Raw genomic sequence first — 20700 nt, 5'->3', positions numbered from 1 at the left:
ACAAAACCTAAAAGCCCCGAGTTTAAGCCGGTTGATGAGAATCAAAGTAACCCAAGGACAACAAGTGACATTGATCCGATTGGTGAAAATAATGAGGCACCGTTTAATCCGAATGCCAAACAGGGAAAAGAATGACGAAAAATTGTGAATATCACTGAGGGAGACGGACAAAAGAAGAGTACAGCTGGCAAATCGGATGTCAATAGGGAGGTATATACACTTGCTGATACGGTATGGGATCCTACTATAAAAAGAATCGATGATTCTAAAGAAAGCTTCGACATTTTGGGTCCAGCCCGGTTCGTATGAAGGAAAACCGGTTGAAGAAAGTTGTCAATAAAAAGAAGGGACCTCGAATTGATCTTTTCCGCAAAATAAATGAAGATAAGTCAAAGATATATTCTCTCAATTCTCATTGCGCAAACAACAATCATAGGTTGTGCAAGAAAGGAGGAGGTTAGTTACTACCCTAATGGTGTGGTTAAGTCACGGGTTGAGATCTTTGATGGAAAACCACAAGGTATCTATAGATACTTTTACCCATCCGGTAAGTTGGCCATTCAGGGATCACAAAAGGCTGGAAGAAAAAATGGCATGGAGGAGGCCTTCTATGAAAGTGGAAGTTTGAAACAGTCATGTGAATGGAAAGACAATATGCGCAATGGATCCCTTAAAAAATACAACGAAAAAGGAGATCTACTATCCATTGCATTTTTTAGGAATGATATAAAGGTAGATCGCGAAGATTGGTACTATTTTAACGGAAAGATTATTACTCGACAGCTTTTTGATAGCTTAGGGAATGTAATTTACATAATGAACTGGGATTCTTTGGGGCGTAAAATTTATAGCAGGGCGGTGCCCGTTATCAAAATAAAAAATGACTCTATCAATGTCAACGAAGATTGTTTGATTTCAATTAGATTTGGCTTCCAGCTAACGGGCGAGATAAATTTTGACTTTGAAAGCCTTGAGTCTGCAGATGCTCCTCAAATCGAATTAGAGCGTGATTCTTTGAAAAATATTTTTTTGTTTAAGCTAAAGTTTCAACACCCAGGTAAGCAAGAATTTTTGATTATGCCGAGGCATGTTCCCGTGCCGGGTGATACGCTTTCAGCAGACGGCTGCGGCGATAAGGTTTTCTTGTTCGTAAAACCTCAGGCCAGGGTTTAACTAAAAGGAGTATTATCCGTTTGGGCTTACTTACAACTCGAACAGGAGAGAAGGATCGACTTGCAATCACTATCAGTACAACGGAAAGGAATTACAGGATGACCATTATCCAATTTGGACTAGCTTACAACATGTATCTGCGCGAGGATTCGATCAGGCAACAATTTTGTTGCTTTAATGATCCAGTACGGTGCAATCCGAACGATAATTTGCGCTACCAGTGAAATGCCGATGAACTAGTTATGGGATATGTACAATCAATCGAGGCGCACTACACGGCCTTTTGGAAGGCTAAGTGTAACCCGAAACAATGGAAGAAGGGGCCAATGGAAAAGCTATATCCCGATTTTCGTGCGTTAGAGTTTGAGCCCACAGTTAACCGTAAAATGTGGACCTATGCAACGTGTGGAATGTCAACAGAAATGGATGATGCTCCCATTGAATTGCATATCTTCTCTAAAAAAGCAGATGAAAATTTAGTCGAAATTCTTACCGCCGTGGCGTTTTATCATAAGAGCGGAGAGAAATTAGATTTGCATCATACTGTCAATTTTGGTCAACCATGGCAAAATAGTTCCAAATGTGAGTATGGTTTTATATCCTTGCCCTATTTGGACGGGCCAGGCTTGGAAAATGAAGATTGGGGAGATAAGACTATTAAATTCTATTGGTTAATACCCATTACAAAACAAGAATTGAAATTTAAAATGGATCGCGGTGTCTATGAATTGGAACGTAAATTTGAAGTCGCAAATTTCGATTATTGTTTAGAGGCGCATTCGCGATTTTTCACAATGAGTCGGAGGAAGATAGTCTATGAGTTTTAGATACGGAACAATATATATGGAAGAAGGCGTTGTGTTTTCTATTTCCTATAAGATAGGTGATCTTATCATTGACGAAATGCAAGCACGTTTGCCGAAGGAAAGTCAGCAAGTTGTTGTGAAGGGCGAGCCATTTCTCTTGGTGTCGTGATCTCTACAAAAAAAAGTAAAACGGATTTGTCAATTCAGGGGCCGTCCATTAGCAAAAAACACAAAATGGTAGATTATACGCTATGGATACCGTATGAAAAAGTGATTGGTAGTGAGAATGTCCTGAGTAGCTATTTGGATTGTGTTTGCGAGGGCATTATTCTTGTTTTCAGGGAATATCAGTATGAGAGCTCAATTGTGACCAAGATATTTTCTGATATAAAAAGGAAGGTATTAAATAACCCGGAATACGAGTATAGAAAGGAGGATGATCCCAGTCCCTGGTGATGTCAACTAAGCGTCAAGAGAACCAATGAAAAACAAAATTATATTCGGAATACTGTTCTTGGCAGGTATCGTCTTGTTTGCGAGATTAGATTATTTCATGAGTCAATACAGATGGGACAAAAGTCATCTGAGGGACCTTATTCAAAAGCGTGAAGAAGTGATCCGGGTTCTTCCTGAGGAGCTGAATCCTGAAATCCGCCAGCGATTGGAGCAGCTACAGGAAGAGGAAAAGGAGAACATTGATCTCCAGCAGGTACAGTTGATGAGTTTCTACTATTCAGTTCTGTGGGTTTACGGAATTGTGGTCACGCTAATTGTTTTGTTGCTTGTGATTTACAGATTTAAGATTGGTCATCGCGTTGCGCAACAAAAGTGAAAAATTTAAAATCTGCAGGTCAACTGCACATGGATGATTGCTAGCCTTAGAACAAACCCCATGCATGGTGGTTTTATCCATTTGAGCGTCAGTCTTTTAATAAAGTGTTTTTCCGTTCAACATATTCATCTCCATTTCCTCCACCCCCACACAATATTCTCCAACCGCCCATATAATTTCCTTCCTAAATCGTTTGAATAGTATAATTTTAGGCAAACTTTCTATGGAGTATGAACCTGAATATCGACGCTGACAAGCAGAATACTTTCGATGCCATCGTGGTGGGCACGGGTATCAGTGGCGGGTGGGCAGCAAAAGAGCTCACCGAAAAAGGATTGAAAACCCTGGTGCTGGAACGGGGTCGGATGGTGAAACACCCCGACTATCCCACGGCCACCAAAGACCCCTGGCAATTGCCCTACGCCGGCAAACCTACGCAGGAGGATCTGAAGCAACAGGCCAAACAAGCCCGCACCGGCTACACTATCTCCCAAAGCACAAAACACTGGTTTGTAAACGACCTCGAAAACCCCTACACCGAGGTGAACCGCTTCGACTGGATGAGGGGTTACCATGTGGGCGGACGCTCCATCATGTGGGGCCGCCAAAGCTATCGCCTCAGCGACCTCGACTTCGAAGCCAACGCCAAAGACGGCATCGCGGTGGACTGGCCCCTGCGTTATAAAGAAATCGAACCCTGGTATGACTACGTCGAGTCCTTTATCGGCGTGAGCGGCCAGGTGGAAAACATCCCCCAGTTGCCCGACGGCAAGTTCCTGCCTCCCATGGAGCTGAACTGCGTGGAGCGCGACCTCAAAAAATCCGTAAAAGATAAATTTGGCCGCCTGGTCACCATCGGCCGCGTGGCCCATGCCACGGCGCCGCTACCGCATAGCCCGCAACGGGGAACCTGTCAGTACAGAAACCTGTGCTCGCGCGGATGTCCCTATGGCGGCTATTTTAGCAGCAACTCGTCTACATTGCCGGCAGCGGAAAAAACAGGCAACATGACGTTGCGCCCTAACTCGGTCGTACACGAATTGATCTACGACGAGAAGAAAGGCAAAGCCACCGGCGTGAAAGTGCTCGACGCTGAGACCGGTGAGCAAGTAGAATACTTTGCTAAAGTGATCTTCCTTTGTGCTTCGACCTTCGGCTCGACCTTCATCATGCTGAACTCGATCTCCAACCGTTTCCCCAATGGTTTTGGTAACGACAGCGGCGAACTCGGCCACAACATCATGGACCACCACTTGAGCGTGGGTGCCCGTGCTGAAGTAGAAGGCTATGAAGACCAATATTACTTTGGACGCCGCGCCAACGGCTTCTATATCCCTCGCTACCGGAACTATGGCGGCGAGAAGCGTGACTATATCCGTGGCTTTGGCTACCAGGGCAGCGCCAGCCGCCAGGGTTGGGCCGACCAGATAAAAGAATTGTCGCTGGGTGTTGCGCTGAAAGAGGCTGTGACTACACCGGGCAAATGGACTGTGGGCATGGGTGGCTTCGGCGAGATCTTGCCCAACCACGCCAACCACGTGGTCATCAACAAAGAAGTGAAAGACAAACACGGTCTGCCTACACTCACCTTCGACGCCATCCTGCGCGAGAACGAATTGAAGATGCGCAAAGACATGGCCGGCGATGCTGTGGAGATGCTGACCGAAGCAGGCTTCAAGAACGTGACGCCCTATGATCGCGAGATCGGCATCGGCCTCGGCATCCACGAGATGGGAACGGCCCGCATGGGCAAAGATCCCAAGACGTCGGTGCTCAACAAGTTCAACCAGGTGCATGCCTGCAAGAACGTGTACGTCACCGATGGCTCGTTCATGGCCTCATCGGCTTGCCACAACCCTTCGCTGGGCTACATGGCCTTCACGGCGCGTGCTGTGGATCATGCCGTAAACGAATTGAAGAAGCAAAATATTTAATCGAATCTGTAATCTGACAATACTATGGATCGTAGAGAAGCATTAAAGCGCACAGCCTGGATCATGGGCGGGGTCGTATCGGCTCCCACCATCATGGCTGTATTGAAAGGCTGCGCCGCCAAGCCCACCATCGACTGGAAGCCCGTGTTCCTTACCGAACCCCAGGGCTCCCTGGTTGCCACGGTGGCAGAGATCATCATTCCCAAGACCGATACTCCCGGTGCGAAAGAGACGGGCGTGCCCGCCTTCATCGACCTGATGTTGAAAGACGCGTACGACCAGGAGACGCAAGAGCACTACAGCAAGGGTCTGAAAGAATTCGAGGAGGCCGCTGAAAAAGAATACGGTGATCCGTTCATCGAGCTGAAGCCGGAGCAGCAGGCGGCCTTCGTGAAGAAGATCCACGATGCGGCGGTCGAAGAAGAAAGAAATCGCAAGAAACCAGAACCGGGCAAGCCTGCGCCGAAGCGTTCGTTCATTCTCTTTACGAAAGAGTTGACTTTGTTGGGCTTCTTCACATCTCAACCCGGCGCCACGCAAGTGCTACAGTACGAAGCTGTGCCTGGCGCTTATAAAGGTTGTATTCCTTTGAAAGAAGCCGGAAACGGAAAGACCTGGGCAACCTAGTCTTCGGGTTACAGGATAAAAAAACATGCGCAGAGATGAAGGCTTCCTTTATCTCTGCGCTTTTTTTTGTATCAAAAAAAACTCCGGAAGGGATGAGCAATGGTTTGCTTTTTCTCAGGAGTTTGAATTTAAGATTCTTTATGGTTACCAGCCGATGCCGTAGTCCTCACCATGATTGCTCGACCCACCCCAAAAGCTTCCATGCGTCCAGTCGATATAGATCGCATTGATAGGCCCCGAAGTACGGTCATCAAAAGAAAGTTTATATCCCATCTCAAATAATTCCTTCCGTGTAAACTCCGGCGTAGCCGACTGCAGCAATATCGCGCCCGGCTTTGGCTTACGATCTTCGCCGCCAAGCGAGAGATACATTTGATAGGTGTTGATGTTCGGTGCCTCTGCAGCTTCTTGCACATTCATTCCAAACTCGACAACGTTGAGAAAGAACTGCAAAAGATTCTGATCCTGGGAATCGCCACCCTGCACAGCAAACGACAAGTAGGGCTTGCCATCTTTCAAGGCCATCGTCGGCGTAAGCGTCACGCGGGGTTGTTTGCCGGGTGCCACTACGTTGAAGGGATTCAGTTTCGGGTCGGTCACAAAGCTTTGCATGCGTTGGCTCATGCCCACGCCGGTCTTGCCTGCGATACACGCCGGCAACCATCCGCCGCTAGGCGTGATCGACACTACCCAACCTTCTTTGTCGGCGGCTTCCACCGAGGTGGTGCCCAACAAGAATTGTTCGAGATAGCGATCGTCCAAAGGCGATACGGGTTTGTTGAGGTTGGCTTGTCCCCATTGCTTCAAATAGTCTTGGTAGGGATTGATCTTGCCTTCGAAAGGGTAGGGGTCGCCGGGGCCGGCCTTGGCGTCGTTCTTGTCCCAGCGAATGGACTTGGCGCGCTCCTTGGCGTAGGCTTTCGAGAGCAGGCCTTGGATGGGCTCTTCGGGGGCTACGGCCGGATCGCCGTAATAAAAGTCACGATCGGCAAAGGCCAGGTTCATGGTTTGATAGAGCGTGTGGATGTAACGCGTGGAGTTGAAGCCCATCGCCTTCAGGTCGAAGTTCTCCAGGATGTTCAGCGACTGCAACAGGGCAGGGCCTTGCGTCCACTGCGAGAGTTTGTAGACGTCGATGCCCTTGTAGTTTACTTTCAGCGGCTCTTCGGTTTTCACTTTCCAGTTGGCCAGGTCATTCGTGGTGATGAGGCCGCCTTGTTCTTGTGCACCGCGCACGAATTCTTTGGCGATGTCGCCTTTATAGAAGCGGTCGTAGGCAGCATAGATGGCTTCCTTCCGGGTCTTACCTTTTTTCAATGCTTGTTGTTCGGCGTCCACCATTTTCTTGAGGGTCTCCAGCAGGTCGGCTTGGCGGAAGATCTCGCCGGCGGCGGGGGCTTCGCGTTCCTGGCCCAGGTGTGGGAGGAAGACGGCTTTCGAATAGGGCCACTCTTTGATGCGGTCTTTGCCGCGCTCCATGCTGTTGGCGGTCTGGGCTTCGATGGGATAGCCTTCGGCCAGGGTCATCGCGGGAGCGAGGACGTCCTTCAGGCTCATGGTGCCGTATTCGGCCAGCATGGTGCAGAGCCCACCGGGGGTGCCGGGGGTCACGGCGGCGAGGGGTCCGTATTCGGGAGGATAGTTCATGCCCTTGCCTTTGAAGAACTCGGGTGTGGCACCGGTGGGAGCAACACCCAGTGCATTGATGCCGATCACTTTGCCGGTCTTGGGATTATAGATGAGGGCCTGTGTTTCTCCACCCCAGCTCAGCACGTCCCACATGGTGCAGGTGGCGGCCAGCATGGCGCAGGCCGCATCGACGGCGTTGCCGCCTTTCTGAAAGGTCATGGCGCCGGCCGTAGCGGCCAGCGGCTTGCCGGTGATGGCCATCCAATGGCTGCCATGCAACACCGGTTTTTGTGTTCCGCCCGGGCGCGCATTAAAGCTTTGGGCGTTTGTCTGCATTGTCGCACAGAGCGTTACGACAACCAGGTAGTAAGCGATCTTTTTCATGGTGGTTTAGGATAATGAATAGAAAGATACGGGGAAGCCGGGACGAAAACAGACCGTTGGTCAAAAATGCTGGGGATTGATGATGGGAACGAGTGCACCGCGCCCATCCCGTAGTCCAATATTCACCGCCCGTCGCCCTCGCCTTTGTTGATGTTCTTCACTAACAAAATTGACGGCAAGTGTCCTGCCGCCCTTGTTGGTGTTCTTCACCAACAAGAGTTGATGGCTCGCCTTTGTTGGTGTTCTTCACCAACAAAATTTGACGGCACGTGTCTTTAAATGATGCTCTCGACAAAATGTATGTCGGTAATGATGGCTGGAAGCCACAGTTCGCTTCGGGAGTGTTGGGTGGAGGCGATTCTTGTTGGTGAAGAACACCAACAAGGGCGGGGTTGTCGATGAGACACCAACAAGTACATCTGCCTCAACGATGATCCTGATAAGTATTCACCGGAATCACCTGCAACGCATCCAACTCACGCGCCGTAAGCGGAAGGGTTGAAGCCGCTTCCAAGACATCGTTCAATTGCTTCTCCGTTCGCATTCCCACAACCGCCGAAGCAACCGCATCCGGAGCCAGCGCGAAGTTTAACGCAATTTCAGTAAGCGACCGTTTCGATTGACTCACGTTTTTCATCGCCTGCACGAGCTTTGTCACATCCTGTTCTGGATAATTGAGATATGATTTTGCCGGCTTATCGATCAGCAGTCCGCTGGCCAGGCTTCCCCGCACCAACACACTGATGGAATTCTTATGCAACAACTCCAGGCATTCTTCTTCCGGTCGCCGGTCCAGCAAACTATACTGCATCATCACGCTCACGATATTAGACCGCTCCACATATTCGCGGATCACATTCGGGCGGATGGACGAGATCCCGTAGTAGCGGATCTTTCCGTGGGAGACCAGGATCTCAAATGCTTCAATGGTTTCATCGATCGGATCGAGGATGGTGCCGCCGTGAAGTTGATAGAGATCGATATAATCGGTGCGCAACCGCTTTAAACTTTGCTCGGCCGATTTAAGAATATGTTCCTTCGAAGGATTCCAGTCCAGTCCGCTGCCATCGGCTCTCCACACATTTCCTGCTTTCGTAGCGATGATCACTTTATCGCGGCGGCCGGCGAGCGCTTTGCCAACGGTGATCTCGTTCTGACCTTTGTGATAAATATCCGCCGTGTCGAAATAGTTGATCCCTTCATCGTGTGCCCGATGAAGAAGCTGCGCATTGGCAGCATCGTCGCTCCCTAACGACATGCAGCCAAAGCTTACTTCGCTCACGCTGAGGTCGGATGTGCCGAGTGGATTGTATTGCATCATTTCACAAGCTTCTTCAATCCTGCCTCGATATACTCTTTCGACAGCCATCGCCCGTTCAACATAACGCCTTCTACATTTCGGGTTTGTGAAATATCTTTCAATGGATTGCCGCTGATCAACACAAGATCGGCGATCGCACCTTGCTTGATCACACCGGAATTGGGCAGGTTCAGGTAGGTCGCCACATTCACCGTGCCTGTCTTCAACGCCTCATACGGCGAAAGACCACTTTTGACAATATAACGAAGCTCGTTGTGTGCGGAGAATCCGGGCACATTAAAAACCTGTGGTGCGTCACTTCCCAGCAGCAACCCCACGCCGGCGTTATGACAATCACGAATGATACGTCGCCGCAGCGATATGAGCTGATCCACGCCTGCCGCACTATAGCGCGGGTTGTTGAGCAAATTGTTCTTGGCTTCGATCCAACTGTTGATCGTTTCCGGTTTCAAATATTTGTTTTCGGGATCGCCTTTGAATTTCTCCACGGTAAACGCCGGCGCAAACCAACGCTCGGCGAGCGACTGTGTGGGGACTACCCAGATGTGATGATCTTTCAATCCTTTTGTGAGCCGCGGGATTTGGGTGGTGTCGGCGCGGGGAGCAATGTATAGCGCAAACAATCCGGCGTGTGTTTCGGGAATGGTGTCGATGCCGGGGACAAGACCTTCCACAAAACCGTCGAGGTGATCGATCGTGGAGTAGTCGGCGTCAATGGCGCGCCAGATGCCCACGCCATACGACACGTGGCCTACGAACGGAATGCCCACCTCTTTGGCTGTAGACACGATCGCCGGGAAAGTCTCCCGGTTAAGCCCCGGGTGAAGCTTTAGAAAATCATAGCCGTCTTTCTGCTGGCTGCGTACCATGGCTTCGGCAGCCTCGGGTGTCTTGACGGAGAGGCCGTTGAAGGAAGGTCCGGTCGTGTAAAAATGAGGGCCCAGCACTTCGCCGCTGTTGACCATATCGCGAAGAACAAGGTGTTTGGGATGGCCCAGCATGCCGCGGATGGTAGTGATACCGTTGGCGGCAAACAAGAAGAGCACATCCTTCATCGGTTCCAGGTCGTCGATGGGAGGCACGTGGGCGTGCATTTCGGCCAGACCGGGCATGAGGTATTTGCCTTTGGCATCGACCACGAGGGCGTCTTTGCTGTATTTCGCGTTGGGGCTCAGCGCGGTGATGGTGCCGTTCTTGATGACTACGGTTTGATTTACCAACACTTGTTCTTTGTCCATCGGCACTACGTTCACGTGGCGGATGACGATCTCGCGTTGGTGGGAGTCGACGAGTTGTTGGGCTTGGGTGATGAGGGTGATGAGCACACCAAGGAGTAGGGCGAGGAGTGTTTTCATGATGGGGGAAGGTTTGTGTGAAGTTACGATCTGTGGGGGTGGAAAGAAATAGTGGGGTGATGGGTGGGGATTGGGGTGGGTGATGGTGAGGATTTTTGGGAGGGGTGGGATGGAGGTTGTGTGTAGGGGCGTTGGTGTGGGATGGTTTGGCGGGGGCGGGTGTGAATGATGTGGGGGGAAGGAATTTTTTGTTGGTGGGACACCAACAAAAGGGTGATGGGTGCACTTTAATGTGGATGAGAAATTTTGTTGATGAAGGCATCAAATGGCGGCCACGATTTGTGCGGGGGGAAGGAAATTTGTTGGTGAAGAACACCAACAAAGGCGGGGGCGATCGCATCAACAAAAGCGGATTAGAGCAACGTGGTGATGTCGTCGGATACTCGGGTGGGGCGCATGGCTTTGGCGTCCAGTAGGCACCAGGTGGTTTTGGCTTCGGCCAGGGTTTTGCCGCGGGCTTTGATGGTGACGTAGCGGTCGAAGCGGGCGCCGTGGTGTTCGCCGACCCAGGTGTAGCCGGTCACCTCGTCGTTCAGGAAGGCGGGATTTTTGTAGTCGATCTCGTGGCGTAAGACTACCCAGGCGTATTTGGCTTTCAGTTCCGCGGATGCGAGCGCGTGCCAATGGGCGGCGGCAACTTCCTGGACCCAGCGTACATAGACTACGTTGTTCACATGGCCCATCTCGTCGATGTCGGCGGGGGTGACGGTGAGCGGGTGGGCAAAGGGATTTTCGGCGGACATGGTCGTTTATGGGTCTGCGGGATCAGGCGGCATCGCCGTGTAACGTGGCCACCTTTTCTTTTTTGGTGCGGATGACGATCAGGATGATGATGCCTGTCAGTACGAGCGGGATGCTTAAGAGCTGGCCCATGTTGAGGATCATCTGATCTTCGAATTCTACCTGGTTGATCTTGAAGAACTCATCAATAAAACGGAGACTGAAAAGAATGATGAGGAACCACGCAAAGAGAAAACCGTTTTTTAATTGGTCACGACGTTTATACCACATCCAGAATAGAAATACAAAAAGCATGAAGCAATAGATGGCCTCATACAATTGTGCAGGGTGGCGCGGCACGTTGTCGACTAAGGGGAAAATAAACGCCCAGGGCAAGTCGGTCGGAATGCCTACCATTTCGGAATTGGTCAGGTTGCCCAGACGAATGAGGCATCCCGCGAGACATGTTATAATGGCGACGCGATCCAGGATCCATAGATAGGGCACCTTTGTTTTGCGCGCAAACAAGTACAGTCCGATGAACAAACCGATACCCGCGCCGTGACTGGCCAACCCACCTTCCCAGGTGGCGAAGATCTTTGAAGGGTTTGCGAAATAGTAGGCCGGATCATAAAACAACACATGCCCCAGCCGGGCGCCAAGCAGCGTGGCTACGATGACGTAGATCGTCAGTGAATCCACGTCGCCGGAGGGTTTGCCTTCGCGGCGATAAATAAAAGACATGATAAATTGGCCTAACATAAAACCCAGTGCGAACAGCACGCCATACCAGCGCAGGGGAATGCCGAGAAAGGGAATCGTGGTGATGTCCGGGTTCATGTCCCAGACGATGTAGGTCAGTATGGTCATGGTTCAAAAGTACATATTCTCCAGGGGTTCCGCTATTTTTTCCAGCCCACCAGATACAACACCACCCCAGGCCCGGATTTTACGCGTTTGATCTCCCAGGCATAGGTCTCCTGGCCACGCACGCCATCCACCAGGGCCTGCATCTCGTCCACGGAATAGGTGCGAAGCGCCGAGACGATACCATCCCACCAAATGAACAGCGGAACGAGCGGCACGAGGTACGTAAAAATGATCCTGCCTGCGCGAAACGGTCGGATAAAAGGCGTGGTGATCAAAACCGTGATCGGCGAAACGAACATAGCCAGCAGGCTGGGCAGGCTTCGTTCCTGGGCCTCAAAGATGCCGATAGGGCTTCCGTTGTCAACGGCATTTTGAAGGATCTGCCGGGCTTGGATGGGCGCGAAATGATGGAAGGACAGGAACTGGGTGCGCAAACCCACAAGATCTCGCGGCACAGCCAGCGCATTAACAGGATCCTCGACATAGCGAAAGCACGGGCGTTTCTCCGTGATGTGCCGGAAGGCATCCAGGTTGGGATAGAAATCGGTGAGGACGATCTTCAGGTCGGGGTGGGAGGCCACCAGGTACTTGCTCAGCCGCACCAGACCCCCGCCGCCTCCTGAGGCCAGGTCTACAATCGTGTTGGTCTTGCTGTGCGCCAACGCTTTTTCAATGACGGGTACCACCGGTTTGAAGAAATCCGATGCATTGGCCAGGAATTGAAGGAAATCGGTCATGTAGTTGCGGATGAAAGCGGGAAACCAGGGGAAGTCCTCAAATTCGAAGGCCTGTATGCGGGGCATGGCGTTTTTTTGGTTGACTAAAATAGCGATTGCCAAAAGGAGTTGCAATGCGAGAACTATTTCGTGTAGGGTATTGGTTTAGGATGAGGGACGGTTCGTCCGGCTTCTTTATCTTTACGCGCATGACAATACACGTCAAAAATATGGTTTGCAACCGCTGCATCACGGTGGTGGAACAGGAATTGAAAAGCCTGGGCCTGCATCCCGAGAAGATCACACTGGGCGAGGTGGCACTGAAGGAGACCAGCCTCTCGGAAGAGCAGCAGAAACAACTTGATGCCGCCCTCACCAAAAACGGCTTCGAGCGCATCGACGATCGCAAGGCCCGCATCATCGAGCACGTGAAGAACACCATCATCCAAAAGATCCACCACACCGACCGCGTGAGCCGCAAATTCAATTGGTCCAAAGTGTTGGCCGACGAAGCGCACTACGAATACAACTACCTCAGCAACCTCTTCTCGTCGATGGAAGGCATTACACTGGAACAATACATCATCCGTCAGAAAATTGAGCGCGTCAAGGAATTGCTTTTCTACGATGAGCTCACCCTCAGCGAGATTGCCGACAAGCTGGGCTACAGCAGCGTGGCGCACCTCAGCGCGCAATTCAAAAAGCTGACGGGGCTCACACCTTCCGAGCTCAAAAAATCCCGCGCCATCGAACATCCGCGCAAGCCGTTGGACACCGTCCATTAAATTTTATTCAGGCGGCCCCCTCGGAAGCCTCGGGTCGGGCTATCCGCTCCAAGTCCGGCCACGCACCACCCACCGCACTTCGGGCTTTCCACTACTATCCCTGGCCGGGTGACAGGCAAGTTTAACGGGGGAAGAGAGAATGATATAATACGCAAGTCGAAAAAGTAGCGTTGTTCTATCAGGCGCCAACTGTCCTGCCGAATTTTCTTCGCGATTGGCCTTTCACTATATTATATTTACGCATGGCGAAGCTGGTTGATAACTGCAAATGATTGCACCATCTTCCGTATTGAAACCGTTGTGATACCGTTGTGATACCGTGTCAACGTAAGGTCAATCTCAGGTCAATCCCCAGTCAATCTCGGGTATAAGGCATGGATAAGTCGGGACAACTGGCGGCGACCAGCACGGCAATCACCAAATGCCACAACATAGTCCGTTCACGGACAAAAGACTGCGCAGACGGACAGCTTGGCCATGGATGTTGTCCATGGGGAAGCCACAACTCGGTTTTAATGTGGTATGAGTATTGAATAGCGGTTGTCGTGTAAGGACGTAGATCATCCACTTATGCGCCAGGCATTATGCCCATGACAACTTTGCAAGGCCGTCTATTTCTGCGGATCATCGCCAAGAACCGCGAGGCCTACGGGTTGAAGATCGTTTCCCTGGCCATTGCCTTTGCGTGCTCGACACTCATCATTCTTTTTTCAATAAATGAATTTGGCTACGACCGGTTCCATGATGACGACCACGCTATTTTCCGGATCCTGCAAAGAAACAACAAGGAGGACTACAGCGGCAACCGTCTCTCCAACCGAATCCCAACCGAAGTCCTGACGCGCATCAAGGCTAAAGCTGGCGATCGGTTGATCGTGGCGCGCGTGAAGGGCATGGAAGAGATAAGTATCGGTGCCGCAGGCAAGACCTTTCGCGATCAAAAGATACACGCAGCAGACGCGGAGCTTACCGATATCTTTTCCTTCAGCATCATAAACGGCGCGCTGTCGGATTTTAAGACGCACACCCGAAGCGTTATACTCTCTTCATCGGCTGCACAGGAGTATTTTGGAGGCGTGGAAGTGCGGGGACGGGAAATGAAGATCAGCGCCGTGGGCGACACACTGGTCTATCGCGTGGCAGCGGTTTACAAGGACTTTCCAAAAAATGCGCACACGGAATTCAATACGCTTATCCGCTTCGATGACCCTTCCGTCCAAACCCTGGGCTTCAATCCGAAGGATCACATCGCCTATGGCAGGTCGCGCGCGTTGCTGCAAGTAGAAAAGCTCATAAACGAGCAACCCAAATCGGACGATGTGACCTACCGTTGCCAGCCCATTGCCGACATCTATTTCGGACCCCGCGTGATGGGAGAGGACGTGAAACACGGCGACCACTACAGCATCATCATCCTGATCTGTATTTCCGGCTTGATATTCTTTTTGGCACTCACCAGCTTTGTCAATCTCACCACCCTCACCTTGCCCCACCGCTCAAAAGAGTTGGCCGTGAAAAAGCTCGCCGGCACAAGCCACTGGACCTTATTGATGGCGTTTGGAAAGGAGTCGTTTTCTTTGGTGGGCATTTCACTAGTCTTGGGGTTAGTGGGTTTGGCGATTGCATCACCAGCAATCGAAAGGTTGTTGGGAATGGATCTGATCGCGCTGTTCCTGGGCTTCGACAGGATGTTGATCGTCATCATCGCAGCATTGTCCTTGATTCTCGGCATCGCCCCACTTTTCATGACCTTCCGGTTCACACAGGCCACCCCAAGCCGGCTTCTGGGCACGGCACCCATCACGTTTCCGCGCTTCAAGCGGGTCATCACCTTCCTGCAGTTGGGCATCAGCATCTTTCTCATCGTGGCCTCCATGGTCATCCGCCGCCAGGTAAACTATTCGCTGCTCAAAGAACCCGGCCGGAACCACGACCAGGTGGTCTACCTCTCCTATCCCAAAGACCTGACCGACGAAGGGCTGCGAAGCATGCGGGCAGGCTGGAAAAAATACAACCCAAACATTGTCGACGTGATCGCCACGTCGCAGTTGCCCAACAGGATCAGCAGCAAGGAATTGAATTCAGAATTTTACATCATGTCGGTCGACCCGATGTTCAAAGATTTTTTTAACCTGAACATGACCGAAGGAAATTGGTTCCGGGCCAACGATGGCGATTCGGTGGTGGTGGTCAATAAAAAGGGAAAGCAATTGTTGAGTGACCGGCACCTCGCGATCGGTGTCTTTGAGGGACTGAGCGACGAATTCGATCAGCCCGAAAAACCGGTGAAGATAAATGTGGCGTCCTACCTCCACTATAATTTTCTCTGCGTCCGGATCTTGGAGGTAGACATCCGGAGAACGGTAGCATTTCTGTCAACTCAATTTGAAAATGAAACCGGGAAGGCCCGGATCACTTTCCTGAACAAACGTTTTGAGGAGTGGTTGACCTACCAGGACCGGCTCAATACATTATCGGAAATCCTGGCCATCATCTCGGGCATTCTGTCCTGTTGTGCCATCTACGGTTTGAGTGTGAGCATTGTTCGCGATAAACTAAAACAGATTGCCATCCGCAAGCTATTCGGTGCCAGTAGTTTGAAGATCACACAGTTGCTCATCCGGGAGTTTGCCCGCCAAATGCTGATCGCCATGTTGATCTTTGGTCCATTCACGTTCATCGTACTGAAAGAATTGCTCCGAACGTTTGTGTACGCCACGCACTTTTCCTGGACCGATCCGCTGTTCCCCATCCTTTATTGTGTGGTCGTCATCAGTGCCATTTGCGGCTTCCAGGCCCTGAGCTTGAACCGCGCCGATCTCACGTCGGCGTTGAAGGATTGAAAATCCTCGCCCTTTTCTGAATTAGCCGGCACTTCCGTGTAATTCTATAAATCAAAGCGGCAATTGTGTAAAACTAAAACCCGGCTTTCCCTGTAATGTTGTAGTATCCTTTGAAGGTAAATCCTGGGATACTTTAACCATGGCAGAACAGACCTTAAACATAAAAGCAGGCAAGCTCACGCGCGAATCCTTTCCGGTATTGGAAATGACCTGTGCGGCGTGTGCCGTCAGCGTGGAATCGATTTTGAAAACAGCGCCGGGTGTGAACGATGCCGGGGTGAACTTTGCCAACCAGTCGGCCTGGGTTGAGTTCGATGCACAACGCACTTCGCCGGCAGCGCTGCAGAAAGCGGTGCAGTCCATTGGCTACGACCTCGTCGTCAATGTAGAAGACCCACAAGCGGTTAAAGAAGAGGCCCAGCGTAAACACTATGAGGCGATCAAATTTCGCACGATCGGGTCAGCGGCGCTGGCGTTGCCGGTGGTGATCATCGGCATGTTCTTTATGGATCTGCCGTATGGGAACTATATTTCTTTGCTGCTTTCAGCACCCGTGGTATTCTATTTTGGCCGCCATTTCTTTGTCAACGCCTGGAAGCAGGCCCGGCATGAGAAGGCAAACATGGATACGTTGGTGGCCCTGAGCACGGGCATTGCATTTTTCTTTAGCGCCTTCAATACATTCTTCCCTGAATTTTGGCACGCACGCGGGCTCCATGCCCACGTCTATTTTGAAGCCGCCGCCGTTGTGGTGGTTTTCGTTTCGCTGGGCAAACTGCTGGAAGAACGGGCGAAGTCCAACACTTCGTCCGCACTGAAAAAACTGATGGGCCTGCAACCGACAACGGTGCGGGTCATCACCGAAGGCACAGAACAAGACGTGCCGATCGCAGCGGTGAAAATTGGAAACACCATCGTGGTGCGTCCGGGCGAAAAGATCCCCGTAGACGGCGCCGTGCTTTCCGGCTCTTCGTTTGTCGATGAGAGCATGATCACCGGCGAGCCCGTGGCCGTGGAGAAGCGCACCGGCGACAAAGTGTATGCGGGCACCCTAAACCAAAAAGGAAGCTTCACGTTCGATGCCGAAAAGGTCGGAGCCGATACCTTCCTGGCCCACATCATCAGGCGGGTGCAGGAGGCGCAGGGCAGCAAGGCCCCGGTGCAAAAGCAGGTCGATAAAATCGCCGGTGTCTTTGTGCCCGTGGTGTTGGCCATCGCGTTGCTCACCTTCGGCGCCTGGATGGTTTGGGGTGGAGAGCAGGCCTTCACACACGCCCTGCTCACGTCGGTCACAGTGCTGGTCATTGCTTGTCCTTGTGCCTTGGGATTGGCCACGCCAACGGCCATCATGGTGGGCGTAGGCAAGGGGGCGGAAAATAATATCCTGATCAAAGATGCCGAGAGCCTGGAACTGGCCCATCGTGTCAACGCCATCGTACTCGATAAAACGGGAACCATCACGGAAGGCAAGCCGGCCGTGAAAGACTTGGTTTGGGATGGAGGCGTAAAGCAAACCAACGGCTATCGCGATCTGTTGTACACCATCGAGTCGCGATCGGAACATCCCTTGGCGGGAGCGGTGGTCCAATGGTTGAAAGATGCCGGCGCCGAACCATATGCGATCGACTCGTTTGAAAGCCTCACCGGTCGTGGTGTCAAAGCCGCAGCGGGAAAGGATGTTTATTATGTGGGGAACAAAAAGTTGCTGGAAGAAAATAACATCGCTGTCACCGCATCGGTGGACGCTGCGGCCTCCCGTTGGCAAGCCGAAGCCCACACAGTGGTGTATTTCGCAAACCAAAATCAGGTGCTGGGCGCAGCCGCCATTGCCGACACCATCAAACCGACGGCAGCCAGTGCCATAAAAGCTCTCCAGGCAAAAGGCATCGACGTGTTCATGCTCACCGGCGACAACGAACAGACTGCAGCGGCAGTAGCACGCCAGGCCGGCATAGCATCGTATCGCGCAGGGGTGCTTCCCTCCGAGAAAGCCGACTTCATCAAGACGTTGCAGCTGAAGGGAAAGATCGTGGCCATGGTGGGCGACGGCATCAACGACTCGCAAGCCCTGGCCCAGGCCGATGTGAGCATCGCCATGGGAAAAGGCTCCGACATCGCTATGGATGTGGCGAAGATGACGCTGATCACATCCGACCTGGCTTATGTTCCGAAGGCGCTAAATCTCTCCACGAAAACGGTGCGGGGCATTCGGCAGAATTTGTTTTGGGCGTTTGTCTATAACGTCATTGGCATTCCGCTGGCGGCGGGGGTGTTGTTTCCGGTGAATGGATTTTTGTTGGATCCGATGATCGCGGGAGCGGCGATGGCGTTGAGTTCGGTGAGCGTGGTTGCGAATAGCCTTCGATTGAAGGCGGCGAAGATCTGATGGAATTATGTAAACCTTTTCCGTAATTCTGAAACACCTGGGGTGGAGGGGTTGCGTTTATTTGTGTAGAGAATCAAATCAAAAAATATATGGAAACTTCGAAATTCAAGACGAATATAAAATGTATGGGATGTGTGGCGAAAGTGACGCCGCATTTGGATGAGGCTGTGGGGGTTGGGAATTGGAAGGTGGATATTGAGAATCCTGCGAAGATCCTTAGTGTCGACGGGGAGGAACAGAAGGTCCTGGAGGCCTTGAAGAAAGCTGGGTATGCGGGGGAGAGGATGCAGTGATTTAACCGCCTCACCTTCGCTAAGCACGGAAAGGCGCTAAGGACGCCCTCGTCCATTAAAGCTCCCGTCTTCGCTAAAGCTACGACACGGGCAATCGGTGGGCACGCAAAGTTGACACAAAGGCGCTTCGCGTGGGCCCTATCATTCATATTAAAAAAAACATTATCTTTGTAGCCATTGTCATGAAAGCCATTCGTTTCATATCGGCCATCACCTTTAGTCTGCTGGTGTTTATCTCCTCCAGCAGCTTCATCGTGGGTATACACCGGTGTGGCGGGCAGGTGCAACACATGGCTTTGCTTACGAAAGCTGAAAAGTGTGAGATGGAGAAGCAGATGCCTCCGTGTCACCGCCAACTTCAGAAGCCATGCTGCGAAGACGAGACGGTGGTGCATGAAGGGCAGGGCTTTAAACATACACTTTCTGAATACCATGTTGGCCACGCACCTGCGATGGACATCGAACAGCCCCCTGTGCTGATAGCTGAGATCATTCCTACGGCGCCCATAGCGCGCATCTCCTTTTATTTTTACGATCCACCTTTGCGATCGACAGACCGCACCGTTTCGCTGCGGGTTTTTCTCATTTGATCTGATCTGATCTTCTGGCCCTCCGACTTGCCCGTCGTAGCTTTAGCGAAGACGGGAGCTTTAGCGAAGGAGGGCTGATGTGACCGGCATGCCCGGTACATATCTCCTTATTATTTCAATTCCTTTTACATTTTCAATCATGATTGAAAAAATAATCTCCCTGTCCTTGCGGAACAGGTTCCTGGTGTTGCTGGTGGCGGCCGGGTTGTTGGTCTGGGGTGTTCAGGCCGTCAGGGTAAACAAGATCGATGCGATCCCCGATGTTTCGGAGAACCAGGTCATCGTCTTCACCGAGTGGATGGGCCGCAGTCCGCAGATCATCGAAGACCAGGTGACCTACCCGTTGGTCACCAACCTGCAAGGGCTGCCCCAGATCAAATATGTGCGGGGCACATCGATGTTTGGTATGAGTTTCGTCTATGTCATCTTTCAGGATGACACCGATATCTACTGGGCCCGCGAGCGCGTGTTGGAGCGTCTGAACTATGCCGCCCGTTTGTTGCCGGAAGGTGCTACGCCCACATTGGGTCCCGATGGCACCGGGGTAGGGCATATTCTCTGGTATACCTTCACCGCACCCGGCATGGACTTGGGTGAGCAGCGGGCGCTGCAGGATTGGTATGTGAAGTTCGCCCTGCAAACCGTGCCCGGCGTGAGTGAGATTGCCTCCTTCGGTGGTTTTCAAAAACAATATCAAGTAAGCCTCAATCCTACGAAGCTTGCGTACTACAACCTGTCGGTACAAGACGTGATCCAGGCCGTGCGGGCCAACAACAACGAGACCGGTGGGCGCAAGTTTGAGATGAGCGACATCGGCTACATCATCAAAACCTCTGGCTATCTGCAATCCATCGAAGAGATCGAGAACATTCCCGTGAAGACGGTGAACACGGTGCCGGTGAGCATCCGCGACGTGGCGGCGGTACAGACGTCGGGAGAGACGCGGTTGGGGATTTTCGATTTGAATGGTGAGGGAGAAGCTGTGGGGGGCATCGTCGTGATGCGCTATGGCGAGAATGCGGATGAGGTGATCGGGCGGGTGAAGCAGAAGATGGAGGAGGTGTCGAAAGGATTTCCGGAGGGAGTGAAGTTCAATGTGGTGTATGACCGGAGCCAGCTCATCGAGGAGTCGGTGTCGTCGGTGAAGAAGACGCTGATGGAGGAAATGATCGTGGTGTCGCTGGTGGTGTTGATCTTCTTGTTTCATTGGCGGAGTGCGGCGAGCATTCTCATTCAGATACCGGTGACGTTGGCGGCGAGCTTTATTCTTTTGAATGCTTTTGATATTACGTCCAACATCATGTCGCTGACGGGAGTGGCGTTGGCGATTGGGGTGATTGTGGATAATGGGATCATTATGGCGGAAAATGCTTACAAGCATCTATCGCACCGTTTTGAGGAGCTGAATCCGGAAGAAAATTAAACCGCAAAGACGC

The 20700-nt window shown here is 51.7% G+C and carries 17 protein-coding genes; 11 read left to right on the top strand and 6 right to left on the bottom strand.

Annotation, left to right across the window (positions count from 1 at the left end):
* The first annotated feature begins 378 nt into the window (after positions 1 to 378).
* The 5 genes from D4L85_RS28640 to D4L85_RS28615 all read left to right on the top strand — a co-directional run bounded on the left by D4L85_RS28640 (position 379) and on the right by D4L85_RS28615 (position 5372).
* Positions 379 to 1173 carry a toxin-antitoxin system YwqK family antitoxin gene (locus tag D4L85_RS28640; RefSeq protein ID WP_119757521.1) on the top strand — a complete coding sequence of 265 codons (795 nt, stop codon included), beginning with the start codon at positions 379 to 381 and terminating at the stop codon, positions 1171 to 1173.
* A gap of 326 nt (positions 1174 to 1499) precedes the next feature.
* A complete protein-coding gene (locus D4L85_RS28635; RefSeq protein WP_160144065.1) occupies positions 1500 to 2000 on the top strand; it encodes a suppressor of fused domain protein in 501 nt (166 codons plus the stop codon).
* Between the two features lie 460 nt (positions 2001 to 2460).
* On the top strand, positions 2461 to 2811 hold the full coding sequence (locus D4L85_RS28625) for a hypothetical protein (protein ID WP_119757518.1): 351 nt from the start codon (positions 2461 to 2463) through the stop codon (positions 2809 to 2811).
* Positions 2812 to 3041: 230 nt separating this feature from the next.
* Positions 3042 to 4745, top strand: a complete 1704-nt coding sequence (locus D4L85_RS28620; RefSeq protein ID WP_119757517.1) for a GMC oxidoreductase — start codon at positions 3042 to 3044, stop codon at positions 4743 to 4745.
* Between the two features lie 24 nt (positions 4746 to 4769).
* Entirely contained in the window at positions 4770 to 5372 is a 603-nt protein-coding gene (locus D4L85_RS28615; RefSeq protein ID WP_228450664.1) for a gluconate 2-dehydrogenase subunit 3 family protein, read from the top strand.
* Positions 5373 to 5516: 144 nt separating this feature from the next.
* On the opposite strand, the gene D4L85_RS28610 is transcribed toward D4L85_RS28615, so the two are convergent.
* The 6 genes from D4L85_RS28610 to D4L85_RS28585 all read right to left on the bottom strand — a co-directional run bounded on the left by D4L85_RS28610 (position 5517) and on the right by D4L85_RS28585 (position 12454).
* A complete protein-coding gene (locus tag D4L85_RS28610) occupies positions 5517 to 7385 on the bottom strand; it encodes a gamma-glutamyltransferase family protein (RefSeq protein ID WP_119757516.1) in 1869 nt (622 codons plus the stop codon).
* A gap of 424 nt (positions 7386 to 7809) precedes the next feature.
* Positions 7810 to 8706 (bottom strand): aldo/keto reductase, encoded by an 897-nt coding sequence (locus D4L85_RS28605; RefSeq protein ID WP_228450663.1) that lies wholly within the window; start codon positions 8704 to 8706, stop codon positions 7810 to 7812.
* Positions 8703 to 10061, bottom strand: a complete 1359-nt coding sequence (locus D4L85_RS28600; protein WP_119757515.1) for an amidohydrolase family protein — start codon at positions 10059 to 10061, stop codon at positions 8703 to 8705. Before D4L85_RS28600 ends, D4L85_RS28605 begins: the two co-directional genes overlap by 4 nt.
* Before the next feature lie 353 nt (positions 10062 to 10414).
* Positions 10415 to 10804 (bottom strand): acyl-CoA thioesterase, encoded by a 390-nt coding sequence (locus D4L85_RS28595; protein ID WP_119757514.1) that lies wholly within the window; start codon positions 10802 to 10804, stop codon positions 10415 to 10417.
* 22 nt (positions 10805 to 10826) lie between these two features.
* A complete protein-coding gene (gene lgt / locus D4L85_RS28590) occupies positions 10827 to 11651 on the bottom strand; it encodes a prolipoprotein diacylglyceryl transferase (RefSeq protein ID WP_228450662.1) in 825 nt (274 codons plus the stop codon).
* A 32-nt stretch (positions 11652 to 11683) separates the two neighbouring features.
* Complete coding sequence (locus tag D4L85_RS28585; protein ID WP_119757513.1) at positions 11684 to 12454, bottom strand: class I SAM-dependent methyltransferase; 771 nt, start codon at positions 12452 to 12454, stop codon at positions 11684 to 11686.
* 122 nt (positions 12455 to 12576) lie between these two features.
* On the opposite strand from D4L85_RS28585, the gene D4L85_RS28580 reads away from it, so the two are divergent.
* From D4L85_RS28580 to D4L85_RS34950, 6 genes are all read left to right on the top strand, one after another.
* Positions 12577 to 13152 (top strand): helix-turn-helix domain-containing protein, encoded by a 576-nt coding sequence (locus D4L85_RS28580; RefSeq protein ID WP_119758983.1) that lies wholly within the window; start codon positions 12577 to 12579, stop codon positions 13150 to 13152.
* A 590-nt stretch (positions 13153 to 13742) separates the two neighbouring features.
* Positions 13743 to 15995: an ABC transporter permease gene (locus D4L85_RS28575; RefSeq protein ID WP_160144064.1), complete on the top strand. Its 2253-nt coding sequence runs from the start codon at positions 13743 to 13745 to the stop codon at positions 15993 to 15995.
* A gap of 139 nt (positions 15996 to 16134) precedes the next feature.
* Positions 16135 to 18381: a heavy metal translocating P-type ATPase gene (locus D4L85_RS28570; protein WP_119757511.1), complete on the top strand. Its 2247-nt coding sequence runs from the start codon at positions 16135 to 16137 to the stop codon at positions 18379 to 18381.
* Positions 18382 to 18470: 89 nt separating this feature from the next.
* A complete protein-coding gene (locus tag D4L85_RS28565) occupies positions 18471 to 18674 on the top strand; it encodes a heavy-metal-associated domain-containing protein (protein ID WP_119757510.1) in 204 nt (67 codons plus the stop codon).
* Between the two features lie 182 nt (positions 18675 to 18856).
* Positions 18857 to 19264, top strand: a complete 408-nt coding sequence (locus D4L85_RS28560; protein ID WP_160144063.1) for an HYC_CC_PP family protein — start codon at positions 18857 to 18859, stop codon at positions 19262 to 19264.
* 139 nt (positions 19265 to 19403) lie between these two features.
* Entirely contained in the window at positions 19404 to 20687 is a 1284-nt protein-coding gene (locus D4L85_RS34950) for an efflux RND transporter permease subunit (protein ID WP_119757508.1), read from the top strand.
* The last annotated feature ends 13 nt before the right edge of the window (positions 20688 to 20700 follow it).

The organism is Chryseolinea soli, from assembly GCF_003589925.1.
GTDB classification, from domain to species: Bacteria; Bacteroidota; Bacteroidia; order Cytophagales; family Cyclobacteriaceae; genus Chryseolinea; species Chryseolinea soli.
This window is presented reverse-complemented; position numbering and strand designations above follow the sequence as displayed.

Coding starts and splice junctions, on each gene's coding strand:
- D4L85_RS28640 (WP_119757521.1), top strand. CDS start 379: ATGAAGATAAGTCAAAGATATATTCTCTCAATTCTCATTGCGCAAACA.
- D4L85_RS28635 (WP_160144065.1), top strand. CDS start 1,500: ATGGAAAAGCTATATCCCGATTTTCGTGCGTTAGAGTTTGAGCCCACA.
- D4L85_RS28625 (WP_119757518.1), top strand. CDS start 2,461: ATGAAAAACAAAATTATATTCGGAATACTGTTCTTGGCAGGTATCGTC.
- D4L85_RS28620 (WP_119757517.1), top strand. CDS start 3,042: ATGAACCTGAATATCGACGCTGACAAGCAGAATACTTTCGATGCCATC.
- D4L85_RS28615 (WP_228450664.1), top strand. CDS start 4,770: ATGGATCGTAGAGAAGCATTAAAGCGCACAGCCTGGATCATGGGCGGG.
- D4L85_RS28610 (WP_119757516.1), bottom strand. CDS start 7,385: ATGAAAAAGATCGCTTACTACCTGGTTGTCGTAACGCTCTGTGCGACA.
- D4L85_RS28605 (WP_228450663.1), bottom strand. CDS start 8,706: ATGATGCAATACAATCCACTCGGCACATCCGACCTCAGCGTGAGCGAA.
- D4L85_RS28600 (WP_119757515.1), bottom strand. CDS start 10,061: ATGAAAACACTCCTCGCCCTACTCCTTGGTGTGCTCATCACCCTCATC.
- D4L85_RS28595 (WP_119757514.1), bottom strand. CDS start 10,804: ATGTCCGCCGAAAATCCCTTTGCCCACCCGCTCACCGTCACCCCCGCC.
- lgt (WP_228450662.1), bottom strand. CDS start 11,651: ATGACCATACTGACCTACATCGTCTGGGACATGAACCCGGACATCACC.
- D4L85_RS28585 (WP_119757513.1), bottom strand. CDS start 12,454: ATGCCCCGCATACAGGCCTTCGAATTTGAGGACTTCCCCTGGTTTCCC.
- D4L85_RS28580 (WP_119758983.1), top strand. CDS start 12,577: ATGACAATACACGTCAAAAATATGGTTTGCAACCGCTGCATCACGGTG.
- D4L85_RS28575 (WP_160144064.1), top strand. CDS start 13,743: ATGACAACTTTGCAAGGCCGTCTATTTCTGCGGATCATCGCCAAGAAC.
- D4L85_RS28570 (WP_119757511.1), top strand. CDS start 16,135: ATGGCAGAACAGACCTTAAACATAAAAGCAGGCAAGCTCACGCGCGAA.
- D4L85_RS28565 (WP_119757510.1), top strand. CDS start 18,471: ATGGAAACTTCGAAATTCAAGACGAATATAAAATGTATGGGATGTGTG.
- D4L85_RS28560 (WP_160144063.1), top strand. CDS start 18,857: ATGAAAGCCATTCGTTTCATATCGGCCATCACCTTTAGTCTGCTGGTG.
- D4L85_RS34950 (WP_119757508.1), top strand. CDS start 19,404: ATGATTGAAAAAATAATCTCCCTGTCCTTGCGGAACAGGTTCCTGGTG.